Source organism: uncultured Arthrobacter sp. (genome assembly GCF_947495145.1).
In the GTDB taxonomy this organism is placed as follows: domain Bacteria; phylum Actinomycetota; class Actinomycetes; order Actinomycetales; family Micrococcaceae; genus Arthrobacter_D.
Window position 1 is genome coordinate 1 of the sequence record NZ_CANLXP010000023.1, and the last position, 12258, is coordinate 12258.

The window sequence follows — 12258 nt, forward strand, 5'->3', positions numbered from 1 at the left end:
CCCATCACCCCTGGGTAGCCAAGACACTACAACTGCCCTGCGAACTACCTGCTCAACAACATAAGGACAGCAGCAAACACGCCGTCGGCAGATCGCTGGGGCGGGCGCGACCGCCAGGGAGCGGTCGCCCCAGCACATCAGGCCGAAGCGCCAGCGTAGGACCAGTTCGTGCCGCACAGCGGAAGGGGCTCCGGACCTTTACTAGTGCGGAGTCCCTGAAACGGCGGTTTTGAGTGAATGAGTGTTCTACTCATTTACTCAATTGAGTATCTACTCATCCGGTAGGGAATCATATAAGCAGTCAGGAACTCAAGAAGGAGCGGCCTACACAGGGCCCCCAGACCGAAGGCCAGCGTAGGACCAACGGCGTGCACCGTTCGTATTGAAAGGACTCCGCACCCTTACTGGGTTCAGAGTCCCGGAGGCGGCGCTTCTGAGTAGATGAGTAGATACTCACTTACTCAATTGAGTATCTACTCATCCGGTAGGGAGTCGATGTAAGCAGTCAGAAACTCGCGGACGGATTGGCCGCGTCGCGCTGCGTGGATCTTCAGCTTCTGATGCTTGCTGCGCGGAACCTCGAAGTTAACTCGCGCTGTTCCTTCCTCATCCTTCAGCGACTCCATGAGCTGATCTTTTGACTTGTTGGCGCTGGGCCGTCCAGGGGTGAGTTTGCCAAACGTACTCATTTACTCAAATCGTTTCTAGGTTCTTGAAGTCGTGCAGCTCATCCACGATGAGGTAATCGATGCCGGTCTGCTCGAACGTGATGCCCGGGTCTTCCGCGTGTTCCAGGAGACGCTTGACCATTTCCTCATCAGATTGCAGCCGGCTTTCCAGCTTCTTCACGCTGAGGCGGCTGCCGCCTTCATCGGCGCGTTGCTGGGCCGCGAGCAATTCAGCACGTTTCCGTTCGGATTCCTTTGACAGATACGCAGCTTTGGACTCGCCCGACAAGGGAATGCGCTCGAAGGCGGTGCGGGTCATGATGATCGCGTCCCAGTCGTTCGCGGCTGCCCGGGCGACGAACTGGCGGCGCTTGTCGCCGGCGAGGTCCGCTGAGGATGCAGCGAGGATTTGTGCTTGCGGGTAAATCTGTAGCCATTCACGGGCGAACTGGTCGAGCATGTGGTTCGGTACCACGATGGCGGGTTTACGTGCCATTCCCAGACGCCGTAACTCCATAGAGCCCATGACCATTTCAGCGGTCTTACCGGCTCCAACTTCGTGGAACAAGCCCACGGATGGCTCGGAGATCATCCGTGCCACTGCGGCGCGTTGGTGCGGTCGCGGGGTGAAGGTTTTCACCAGTCCGGGCAGGGTCAGGCGGTCGCCTTCTACGGTATAATCGCGCAGCACCAGGGAGTTGAATCGCCGGTTGTATTCATCGGTGAGGGCGACAGCGCGTTCTGGGTCTTCCCACACCCATTCGCTGAATCGGTCCTGCATCAGCTGGGCTTTTTCCTGCGCGGCCGTGGTTTCGGTTGGGTTGATGATCCGGCGGGCGCTCTCCGGGTTGTCCGGATCCGGGTCGGTGACTTGGACCCGCTTTTGCTCGAGCACGTTCTTGAAGATTTCACCGGCCGGCATCCGCTCGGTGCCCCACTCATTGCGTGCTGTCAGGAGCTGCTTGTTGGCCTGCACGTCCCAGTTAGCGCCGCTGACCCGGTCGACGCGTGCGCCAGGGTCACGCAGGATGGTTCGTAGGAACTCCTCGTGGATGGTCGGTGCGATCCATATCGACCCGATGCGTGCCTCGATCTCGTGGGCACCTAGCGGCAGTGGAAGCACGGACTGAAGGTCTGCAACGTTACGTTCGAATCGTTTGTCTTCAGCGGCGGCCGGCTGGGCGGCGTCGAGTTTTTCGCGGATGTTCCCGCTGAGGTACTCGGCACGGGTTTCCAGCGCGCCTTCCTCGCCTGGAACGTCATACACAAGATCCCCGAGGGCTTCCCGCGTAGCGTCCTGCTCGATACCTAACAAGTGAGCGACCTCAGTCAGATCGACCTCGCCCAAAGCGTCGAGGGTGACAGCCAGTGCCTCTTCAGGTGTGTCCACGCCGCGGATGGGTTGGCGGGGCTGGACCTGGCGTTCACGCTGAAGTGCGGCAGGAGAAGCAGTCTGTGATGCTTCGTCGAAGTTTTCCAGTGCCGGCACCAAGGGTCCGAAGGGGTCGCTGCGGAGCATCGCTACGGCCTTCGGCGTGATCCTGGCCATGATGTCTTCGCCGGCGTCGTTGGTCTTTCCTGTGCGACGCTCGGTGAAACGGTTGATCGGCCCGTAGGTATCCACGTAGGTGCGGTAGGTTCCGCGCAGCCGTTCACGCTCCGTTTCGAGCTCAGCGGTGTCCTCGACGTTGGACGCCTCAAGAGACAACACGGACCGGGCGAGGTCCCGCAGACGCAGCAGGGACCGCAACTCCCGTTCTTGGGTCTTCGGAACTTTCAGGGCTGCTACAGCTCCATCAAGACCGACCTGGGTGAAGGTGCCGTCGGCCTGGGCTGAGATGTGCCCGACCTGCAGGTCACTGCTTGCCGGAACGATCGCAGCAGCTTCAATGACTTGCCCCTCCTGGCGCGCTGCCACTCCCCTTCCGCCCTCCAGCGCCGTCCTCGCGACGGCTTGCAGTTGATCGTGTAGCTGCTCGGGTACGGAGCCGAGGTTCTCGTTGCGGACGGTCAGGGTCGCTGAGCCGTACATTCCGTTGCCCACTACGGGTTCACCGAGGACACGCTGAGGGTTTTCGATGAAGTAGGCGTTCATTCGCGCTGCCTCTTGCTGGTCGACGTCGCTTTCCACCGAGATAGAGCGGGATTCCAGCCACTGAGCATCCAGTGGCTCTTCACCTGGGAGTCGCTTTCGGAAGATCAGGACGTCGGTGAGAGCGTCAGTGCCGGCGGCTCGTCGGTGCGCCCCGGTCGGCAGGCGGACGGCGCCGAGGAGGTCTGCTGTTTCGTAGATTTCCCGGCGTGCTGCCGGGTTCTGCGCGTCGAGGGTAAACGCTGAAGAAATGACACCGACGACTCCACCGGGACGCGTGAGGTCCAGTGACTTGATGATGAAGTGGTTGTGCATCGAGTGATTGCCCGCGTTGTGGCGCGGGTCGTGCAGCCTGGTCTTGGCGAACGGAACGTTGCCCACGGCGGCGTCGAAGTAGCCAGCTGGCATGCGAGTCTCAGCGAAAGACTCCGAACGAATGTTAGCGTCCGGGTAGAGCGCTTGTGAGACGCCGGCGGTGATCGGGTCCAGCTCCACGCCGGTCATGGTCGCGCCCTCGGGGGCGAGGCCGATGAAGGTTCCGGCTCCGGAGCCTGGCTCAAGGACGCGGCCGCCGTCGAATCCCAAGGTGTTCAAGGTCTGCCAGATTTCCGTGGCAAGGGCAGGGTCTGTGTAGTGGGCGTTGATGACGGTGCGGTTTGCGGCACGGTATTCATCGTCGGTGAGCAGCTCGCGCAGCTCGGCGCGATCCGACGCGTACTCCGGACGGCTTTCATCGAAGACCTCGGCTACGCCGGAGGCTCCCCAACTCCCCCACCGGGCCAGCACCTCGCATTCAGAAGAGCTGGCGGGCCTTTCCTGCTCCTGCAGTTCGCGCAGCACGCGCAGCGCGGCAATGTTGGCTTGGAAGCGGGCACGAGCACCTGAGGGCGCGAGGTCGTCCTGGCGTGCTGGGATGAACCGGGAGTCCGCTGGTGGGGCCGTTAGGACTTCTGGTTGTACTGGTCCAGTTCCTGCTCCCTGTACAGGTCGATCAGGTCCTGACGCTGACGGTTGATCGACCGTTGCAGCTCCCAAATCTCCTTCTGCCGGCGGTCGACCTCGTCCTCCTCCGTCTCGTCGCCCTCGGTCTCCATCGAGTCCGGTGTCAGCATCTCGGCCCTGACGATCTCCTCGGCCTGCATCCTCGATGCGTTCAGCCGGCCCACCTTCTCCAGGTAGCTCTCGTCCTTCGGGTCCGGTCCCGCCAGCTCGTACTGCAGCTCCCCCACCCGCTGCATCGCTTCCTCGCCCAGGCTCCGGAAGAACTGCTCCGGATCCGGGATCAGTGCGTACTGCGACGGCGCGGTCATTCTCCACGTCTCCTGCGCGTACCTGCCGTACTTGTTCATCACGAACCTCCTCTGATGGTGCGAAAAGGAAAGCATCCAGACTCGCCTGTCCGTCGATCTGTTTACGTTTGCGAGCTCTCGTCATCGGATGGTCCCCTGCTGCCGGCGGAAAGTTTGTTCCCACCGTACCCAGCACTAGCTAAGCCATCCGTACGCAGAGCCCTGATGATCGTTGATCGGCTGACCTTGAACTTCTTCGCGATCGCCTGCACAGACCGCTTCTCTACATCCCGCAGCCTGCGGGCTTCGACGACGTCGTGTGGCTGCAGCCGCGGCGGACGGCCGCCTTTGCCGGCGGCGACGGCGAGGCCGGCCTTGGTCCGTTCCCGGATCAGCTCGCGTTCCATTTCGGCCACGGCGGCAATGATGTTGAACATCAGTCTGCCTGTGGATGTGCTTGTGTCGATGCCCTCTGTCAGAGAACGGAACTTCACGCCCCGCTCATGTAGGGAGTCCAGTAGCTCGACCAGGCCGCGCACTGTGCGCCCGAGCCGGTCCAGCTTCGTCACGACCAGGGTGTTGCCCGGCTGCAGGGCGCGCAGGCATGCTTCCAACTCCGGGCGTGCCATAGTGGCACCGGAACGCCCTAGGTCGGCGTACACGTCATAACAGCCCGCCTGGAGTAGCTGCTGGCGCTGCCCCTCAAGGTTTTGGTCCACCGTCGAGACACGGGCATAACCCAGAGACACACCATCTGACACCAAAATGGGCTCTTCAACGCCGTCGAGGCGCTCGACTCGTTCCATACTCCATTCCCCCGGTTCCGTGAGGGTCACAATCCGTGCTGTCGCGCTCGACCCTCGCGTTATGACAATACATGTTTCGTACTTGGTTTGTGGAGCAAACTGGCCAGCGTTTCCAGATTTTTCGGGAGTGTCAGAACTTTCGGTTCACAAACGGTGGTGGCATCAACGGCCTTCCCGATCAGGGCCTCCTGCCCACCCGTGCACGGCACAAGCTCCCCCGCTTCGCTGCTTGTCCCGCACCACCTGGACAGCCGGAACCTCTGACCGCCTGCACGCAACCACCACGTCACCAACACTGGGAACCTCATTTTGCGCGAGCGGCGGATGTGAACAGAGAAATGCCGAGGGCCGCACAAATACTTGCCAGCACTTCGGATGAAGTCTCCTTCAACCCGTCGCTCAACCTCCGACAGGCATGGCAGGGACACTTTGGATTCACGAGCGACGCCACGAAGTGTGCGTTGCTGGTACGACTCCAGTATCCCTATTGCACTAAAGAGACATTTCCGGACACACCTTCCCCGCTTTCAAATCACGGTCCATTGACTTCAGAGTGCCTTCAATTTGGGATGTTTTGGGGGGGTATCCCTCGCTGACAAGGGCCGGACATTCTGGTTCAGAGCAGCCTCATCAGTTGGGAAACGCGTGAAAATCACTAAACTACTGGCTTGCATTGCAGCAGGCACACTCCTTAGCCTCGGGGCGATTCAACCCGCGCAAGCCGCGCCTGCTGGGGACCGGGAAGCACTCTCCTCCTGGTTTGATCAGTACGGTGTCTCTAAGCAGGTGCAGAATCGCCTGCATGCAAAGGTGCTGGGTGGTCAGATGCTCGATTCGATGAAGAGCGACGTGGCACCGGTGTCCGCAGTGGAGCGTACGACCGAGGCCTTCATCACCACTATCACCACCTACCCTGACGGCTCAATTAGCGTCTCGGAGCAGGAACAGCCTCAGAACGTGCAGTTCCTGGACCCGAACGTCATTTCTCCGATGTCCATATCCGGTTGCACTGTCTCCTCCGGAAGTGGCTACTCCAGCCGGTCCAACTGCAAGTGAAGGAATCCAACGGCTACCTTCACTTGCAGTTCAGGGCAAATTACACGCTCGTGAACGGTGCAGCGGACTACATCAGCTGGGTCGGAAACGGATCCGCCTCGTCGAGCTGGGGCTCCGCATCGGACCCTCACCTTTCGATCGTTCGGCGAACGGAATCTGGCTCCCCTGCATTGGCGCAGATGGGTGCCCAGTACAACGGATTCGGAGGCACCATCTCTTACACCGGATACGCATTTCTGAACGTCGGCGGGAACACCGCCTGGTCCAGCCGCAACTTCAATTAACGGGGGAAACATGTCACACACAAAAAACAGCGTTCTTCGACTGAAAACACTTGCTGTCATACCACTGGTCATCGGGGCTCTGCTCGCAGGAGCGCCAGCTCACGCGGCCATGTCGGAGGATGAAGCGAGTCTTCGCAGCTGGTTTGACGAGCATGGTGTCAACGAACCCCTTCAGGACCGGCTGATTGAAAAGCTCGAGACTGAAGGCAGCTACGATGCCATGCGAGGTGGATCTCCGGTCAAAACCAAGACGAAAGAATCTGCTCAGGCTATTACCACGATCGAAACCTATGCTGACGGCTCGATCAGCGTTTCGGAGGTCGAGAAACCTGCAGTAGCCGAGCCCGGCACTATCTCTCCGATGAGCATCACTGGGTGTACCACCACTGGCGGCTCGGGCTGGGGCCGGTGGTCGAACTGCACCGTCAATATCAGCAACGGCACAATTAGCCTGGCGTTCAAGGCGACGTTCGAGCGGTACGCGGGCGCATACGGGAACATTCTCTCGGTCTGGGGTCAAAGTTCCAGCGCCAAATACGGCTCCATCACCTACCCCAGTTTGCAGGTGGTCGCCAAGACCGGGAACCCAGCCAGGGCCTATGCGGCAGCCAGGTACACCTCCTGGAACGGCCTGCAAACCCAGAATCCGGAATTGTGGCTTGCAGTTTCATCCAGCAGCCACACGTCCTACACCGCCGGTAACTAGGCTGACGTAATCTTGGAGGGTGCTGGGGTCCAGCACCCTCCAAGCATGTTGAAAGGGGATCACCATGAGGAAAGAACCGCTCATAGGGGCGCTGGTAGGCGCTATTGTTGTTGGCTACTTCACTTCAACCGAGCCAGCTCTGTTGATGTGCCTCATTCTCGGCGGAATTTTCTTGGCCTTCGCACTACAGATGCTCGTGGTCGCGGGCAAGCAGGTCTCTGAGGACCAGCAGAGCTCACCTGCCGCTGTCCCCTCCAACAGCGCTCGTGTCCTCGCATATGCCGCAGCGTCGGTTGCCGTCGCGCAGACATTGGTATCGATGTGGATGCTGGTGCTCGCTGGAAATCTTTTCTCGTTCTTCGGCGTCCTCTGTGGGATTTGCTTCACGGTTGTGGCTGTCCGGACAGTGAAGGCTATGTCTGGAAAATCTTCCCGTATACCGGTCTCGCTGAATCTCTAACCGCCCAGGACCCTTCGCTCATGATCCCTTCATGCACGGGGAGCTTCCTGTCTAGCGAGGGCGATCCTTTATGTACGGCATCAATCCGGGATACGGCTCCAAGTTTCCGGAAGATGTTTGAAAGGTGTCGTTTCACGGTCCCCTCGGTGATGAATAGTTCACGCCCAATCTGTGCGTTTGACTGCGCTTGGGCTACCAATGCGAGAATTTCTTGTTCACGCCGGGAAAGCAGTCGAGCAGCCGAGCCTATTGTCGTCGCGTTGGTTGAATCGCTCACGCAGAGAAATGCATGCCGAGGGACCTTCAGGGTAACGAAACCACCCACTCCCCTACTTGTTGCGATCACTGCCGCCGTGATCTCCTCAATTTCGGCATGTTTGACGAAGTACCCCGCCGCTCCACACTGCAATAGCTCCCGCATAAAGGTAGGCTCCGAGCTCTTCGCGAGGATTATGACCTTCAATTCGGGCGCCAGCCGAGCGATCTCCCTCATCACGTCGACAATGCAAGGCCCTCCCACATCCAGTCCGAGGAGCATCACGTCCAGCTGGGGGTCCAGGGCAAGTTTAATCGCGTCGAATCCGTCTGCACCGCTCCCTCCTATGCCGATCCTCACGTCGGCAGACAATAGAGCGATTAGCCCTTCGCGAATAAGCCTGTGATCGTCGACAACCGCGACAGTAATTTCATGCATGCTTCCCCCAACAAGACAGCGCTACCAAGAAATCTCAACGGGAGCTGCTTCTGCAGGCGGATGAACATGGAAACTTTGTATGTGCCGCCGGAGTGGCCCCCATCACACGATGATATAGGCAGCTGCATCTCGCGCCGGGACGCCCTACTGGCGATCCAGAAATCCTGCAAGCTCGCCGCCCGCCGTGCAAGCTGCTGATTTGATAGTCGTTGCCGGCGACCACACGTGGGGGCCTCAGCCCACTGAAGTGCTAGACCGACTGGTGGAACTCGGAGACCGCGCAGTTCTTATCTGCGGCAACGCCGATCGGGAGCTCATGCAGATGGCTCAAGGTATCAGTGTTGGCCTCGACGATGATCATTTGTCGGTGTGGGGAGCCGCTCAACTGTCGCCCGCTCATATGCCAACTGCTAGCTGGCATGCCCGAACAACTAATCCTAATGTGAAGGGCTTCGGTCCCGGGTTACTTCGCATGCGAAGGTGCGCCATTTTTCGTATTGGAGTAGTCAGTGCCGTAAAACGCCTTCCATACCGCCAATGTCAAAGAGATGTGGCATTGGGGTACACCCGAACGCAACAAGGTAGCCATCACGCATTTCGCGTTGCTTAAAGGGTACCTATCCTGTGACTTTTGCAGGTATGTGGCGGCATTCTTGCTGAGATAAATGGCGGCACAGGCCGTCCATCCAGAAGCGACGCTGTCCGTAGGCTGGGGCCAGCACCGAACACCAGGACGTCGGCATCGGCCATGGTCGGAGATCCCCTTGTGGTGGAGGCTTTCGATCAGGACCACCGACCCCGCATGCGGGGCCGGAGACGTCGTTAGAAACCGAAGGCTCCGCCGCTGACCAGGATGAAGACACCCAGACCGATCAGCACGATGGGGAACAGGATGTGCTCCCAGCGCTCCAACACCTCTGCGATCGGCCGACGGGTGGCGACGAACTTGGCCAGGCCCACCAGCACCGCGACCAGGGCCAGGAACACGATGCAGTAGGCGACCACGGCTCCCGGGCCGACGCTGAGGAAGACCGGGACGTAGACGCCGATGTTGTCCCCGCCGTTGGCGAAGGTCACCCCGGCCACGGTCCAGACGGCGACGTTCTTGCCCTCGATCTTGGCATCGTCGTCATCGTCTTCGCCTCCGCGCCAACCCTGCCAGGCCGCCCACAGTCCCAGGCCCAGCGGGATGAGCCCGAAGTAGGGGATGACCTCCGGGGGCAAGAACGCCCCCGCGCCCAACGACACGAGCACGGCCGCACCCAGGATGCCGACGAACCCGAGGTACTGGCCGACCAGGATCCGGGCGGTGGTCCCGCGCTGGCCCGCACCACGGCCGAAGAACAGAGAGAGCACGATGATGTCGTCGATGTTGGTAACCAGGAACAGGCCGATCGCCTGGAGGATTGAGGACAGGATCACGCGCCCACCCCCGTCTCGCAGCAGCCGGGCACGGAGCAGGCCGGGTCCAGGCACGGGGCACTCTCATCCACCGCGAGGGTGACCTCGACCAGGGCGGTCAGCGCCCGCGCCAGGTGCGCATCGGCGATCGCGTACAGGGTCTGGCGGCCCTCGGCCGCGGCGACCGCGATCCCGCAGGCACGCAGGCACGCCAGGTGGTTCGACACGTTCGACCGGGTCAGTTCCAGGTCCCGGGCCAGTTCGGCCGGGTAGGCCGGCCGTTCCAGCAGGGTCATCAGTATCCGTGACCGGGTGGGGTCGGCCATCGCCCGACCCAACCGGTTCATCACATCAACACGAGAGGCAATAGTCAGCATTCACTGAACTATACAGTAGGAGCTGAACTCACAACGACGCCTCATAAAGCTACAGCTTTCCAAGACACACCGCCGAAGTTCGGGGCGAGCTTCACGCGCCCCGGAAATACAGGGCAGTCCGCGTCTCGGAAACCCATCTCACTGCATTTCGTCTCACATGCGCCGTTGATCGGGGTTTCTGAGTCAGAATGACGGTGTGAGGCATCTCGGATACACCCGCGTCAGCACATCAACCCAAGACGCACAGCTGCAGCTCGACGCACTCATTGCGGCCGGCGCGCATAAGCGTGACATCTTCTCCGATGTCACCTCAGGCAGCAGAGCTGCGATCGAGCGGCCCGGGATGAAGAAGCTCCTCGAATACGCCGATGAAGGAGACACCATCATTGTGTGGCGCGTCGACAGACTCGGTAGATCACTCATCGACGTCCTGAACACGGTCAACTTGCTCCGTGAACGAGGAATCCTCATCCGGTCCCTCTCGGACGGGATAGACCCGGCAACCTCGACCGGTCGGCTGATGCTGAATATGCTCGCCACCCTCGCGGAGTATGAGCGGGAGCTCATCACCGAACGGGTCAACGCCGGCATCGCCGCTGCCAAGCAGAACGGCACCCGATTCGGACGTCCGCTGTCAGATCCAAAGGTGGTCGCCGACAAGCTAGCCATCGCAGCTGACGCACGAGCCAAGGGGCGAACCGCAGAAGAAGCCGCACGACTAGTTGGCTGGAGCCGCGCCACCCTATACCGGCACCAGCAAGCCCTCGTGATCAGCGAAACCCCGACGACCCATGCGTGATCCACTCCGCGATGCGTTAAGCGGCCGGGACCGCTATCGCTTTGACTCACCTGTCGGGAGGAACAGCCGCCGCCTATGGGCCTGGGTTTAGAGTCGAGATGAACGTCGTACACGCGACCAGATAGGAAAGCGATGTCGGTTGATCAGTATTCGGATGCTCCTGCTGAAACTCCTTTCAAGTTCGGGCTACACCACGTCCAACTCGCCCTGCCGCCGGGCGGTGAGGACGATTGCCGAAAGTTTTACGTGGGCGTTCTTGGTCTGACTGAAGTGGAAAAGCCTCCGGTCCTTGCTGCACGTGGTGGCTTATGGGTGCGGGCGGACAGCCTGGAGATTCATTTGGGCGTCGAGGAAAACTTCAGGCCGCAGAAGAAAGCTCACCCGGGAATCCTTGTTCAGGACCTGGACGCTTTAGCAGCCCGAGTTGAGGAACATGGTTTGGTACCTGAATGGGATGACAACTTTCCAGGCATGCGACGCTTCTATCTGCCGGACAATAGCGGCAACAGGCTGGAATTTCTCTCCCCAAAACCGTAAGCGCCGATCGAGCGATCGATTGGTTCTGCTTCCTTACGCGAAGCTGACGTCAAAAGATCGATGAGCCAGCTCGGGTAGGGTTCTGGAGATGTCGACGTCACAGTCCTCCGCTCCGTCGAGTCCGGATCCCCAGGGATCGTTAGTCCTGCGGGATCCGCTTCCAACGGACGAGGCGCAGGTCCTTGCTGCTCAGTCAGAGCTCGCAGAGGACGGCTTCAATTTCACACTCCGCCGTGCCGACCAGACGTGGGAACAGTATCTCGACAAGGTTGAGCGGGACCGGGCCGGCATAGACCTTTCGCCAGGCCGCGTGCCCGCGACGATGCTGTTCGCGGCAATCGGCAACCAGATCGTGGGGCGGGTCCACATCCGGCATGAGCTAACCCCGGCACTGCTCGTAGAGGGCGGTCATATCGGCTACTGCGTGCGGCCGGCATATCGCCGCCGTGGCTATGCAACCGAGATGCTGCGCCAAGGGCTGCGTGTGGTTCAAAGCCTCGGCATCGAGCGGGCGCTAGTCACTTGCGACGACGACAATCAAGGATCGATCGGGACGATTGAGCGGTGTGGTGGCATCCTTGAAGGCACCGTAGCCGCTGAAGGGTCTGCACCTAAGCGTCGATATTGGATCGATTTCAGATGAAGACTACGCCCGACGCTCACTGAAGAAACGCTCCGCGATACATGTCCGGTATGGCAGGACGACGCCGGCCTCTTAGCGCATCTCAAGTGCATCACGATTTCGGCCCCACTCCGGAGAGCCGCGGACCCATTGAAGATGCGTCATGGACACTTTCCACCTCGGATACGCCGCGCCATTGCGGCAGATAGCGGTGAGGACTAAAGATATCGACCGTTTCTGACAGGTTCTCCCCTAGAAGATTCGGTGCGGTTAGGGCATCCCAGCGCGCATCGTTGCGTGCAGGTCTAACGCACATCAGGGAGGGCGCCATATAAAAGGTCGCCGGCGGACCAGAATTGCGGGGCGTTGAACGTTCGGCTTACGGAGCGTTGAATGGGCTACCGGTTACACATGTGGAAGCGCGAGGTGCTTCGACTGCGGTCAGCCAGCCAACGACCATGCCCGCA

14 protein-coding genes are annotated in these 12258 nt (G+C 60.3%); 6 read left to right on the forward strand and 8 right to left on the reverse strand.

Translation table 11 applies throughout. The features are described from left to right. Positions 1-473: 473 nt before the first annotated feature. The 4 genes from Q0877_RS14375 to Q0877_RS14390 form a co-directional block, all read right to left on the reverse strand. On the reverse strand, positions 474-689 hold the full coding sequence (locus Q0877_RS14375) for a hypothetical protein (RefSeq protein WP_299169018.1): 216 nt from the start codon (positions 687-689) through the stop codon (positions 474-476). Positions 690-693: 4 nt separating this feature from the next. Continuing rightward, entirely contained in the window at positions 694-3600 is a 2907-nt protein-coding gene (locus tag Q0877_RS14380; RefSeq protein WP_299169019.1) for a hypothetical protein, read from the reverse strand. A 101-nt stretch (positions 3601-3701) separates the two neighbouring features. Then, a complete protein-coding gene (locus Q0877_RS14385) occupies positions 3702-4109 on the reverse strand; it encodes a TnpV protein (protein WP_299169116.1) in 408 nt (135 codons plus the stop codon). Positions 4110-4171: 62 nt separating this feature from the next. Next, the gene (locus tag Q0877_RS14390) at positions 4172-4855 is read right to left on the reverse strand and encodes a recombinase family protein (protein WP_299169020.1); all 684 of its coding nucleotides are present in this window, start codon (positions 4853-4855) and stop codon (positions 4172-4174) included. Positions 4856-5692: 837 nt separating this feature from the next. Here Q0877_RS14390 and Q0877_RS14395 point away from each other — a divergent pair. The 3 genes from Q0877_RS14395 (at position 5693) to Q0877_RS14405 (ending at position 7361) form a co-directional block, all read left to right on the forward strand. Further along, positions 5693-5911: a hypothetical protein gene (locus tag Q0877_RS14395; RefSeq protein ID WP_299169022.1), complete on the forward strand. Its 219-nt coding sequence runs from the start codon at positions 5693-5695 to the stop codon at positions 5909-5911. A gap of 294 nt (positions 5912-6205) precedes the next feature. Then, positions 6206-6901 (forward strand): hypothetical protein, encoded by a 696-nt coding sequence (locus Q0877_RS14400; protein ID WP_299169025.1) that lies wholly within the window; start codon positions 6206-6208, stop codon positions 6899-6901. Between the two features lie 64 nt (positions 6902-6965). Beyond that, on the forward strand, positions 6966-7361 hold the full coding sequence (locus Q0877_RS14405; RefSeq protein ID WP_299169028.1) for a hypothetical protein: 396 nt from the start codon (positions 6966-6968) through the stop codon (positions 7359-7361). On the opposite strand, the gene Q0877_RS14410 is transcribed toward Q0877_RS14405, so the two are convergent. The 4 genes from Q0877_RS14410 to Q0877_RS14425 all read right to left on the reverse strand — a co-directional run bounded on the left by Q0877_RS14410 (position 7315) and on the right by Q0877_RS14425 (position 9833). Continuing rightward, the gene (locus Q0877_RS14410; RefSeq protein ID WP_299169030.1) at positions 7315-8055 is read right to left on the reverse strand and encodes a response regulator transcription factor; all 741 of its coding nucleotides are present in this window, start codon (positions 8053-8055) and stop codon (positions 7315-7317) included. The genes Q0877_RS14405 and Q0877_RS14410 overlap by 47 nt on opposite strands. Before the next feature lie 250 nt (positions 8056-8305). Beyond that, positions 8306-8476, reverse strand: a complete 171-nt coding sequence (locus Q0877_RS14415) for a hypothetical protein (protein WP_299169032.1) — start codon at positions 8474-8476, stop codon at positions 8306-8308. A 401-nt stretch (positions 8477-8877) separates the two neighbouring features. Continuing rightward, on the reverse strand, positions 8878-9477 hold the full coding sequence (locus Q0877_RS14420; RefSeq protein WP_299169034.1) for a cadmium resistance transporter: 600 nt from the start codon (positions 9475-9477) through the stop codon (positions 8878-8880). Further along, positions 9474-9833, reverse strand: coding sequence for a helix-turn-helix transcriptional regulator (locus Q0877_RS14425; RefSeq protein WP_299169038.1), 360 nt, complete (start codon positions 9831-9833; stop codon positions 9474-9476). The genes Q0877_RS14420 and Q0877_RS14425 overlap by 4 nt, the downstream gene beginning before the upstream one ends. A gap of 196 nt (positions 9834-10029) precedes the next feature. Between Q0877_RS14425 and Q0877_RS14430 the strand changes: the two genes are divergently transcribed. From Q0877_RS14430 to Q0877_RS14440, 3 genes are all read left to right on the forward strand, one after another. Then, on the forward strand, positions 10030-10632 hold the full coding sequence (locus Q0877_RS14430) for a recombinase family protein (RefSeq protein ID WP_299169040.1): 603 nt from the start codon (positions 10030-10032) through the stop codon (positions 10630-10632). Positions 10633-10764: 132 nt separating this feature from the next. Further along, a complete protein-coding gene (locus Q0877_RS14435) occupies positions 10765-11169 on the forward strand; it encodes a VOC family protein (protein WP_299169041.1) in 405 nt (134 codons plus the stop codon). 88 nt (positions 11170-11257) lie between these two features. Next, a complete protein-coding gene (locus Q0877_RS14440) occupies positions 11258-11812 on the forward strand; it encodes a GNAT family N-acetyltransferase (RefSeq protein ID WP_299169042.1) in 555 nt (184 codons plus the stop codon). Positions 11813-12258: the final 446 nt, after the last annotated feature.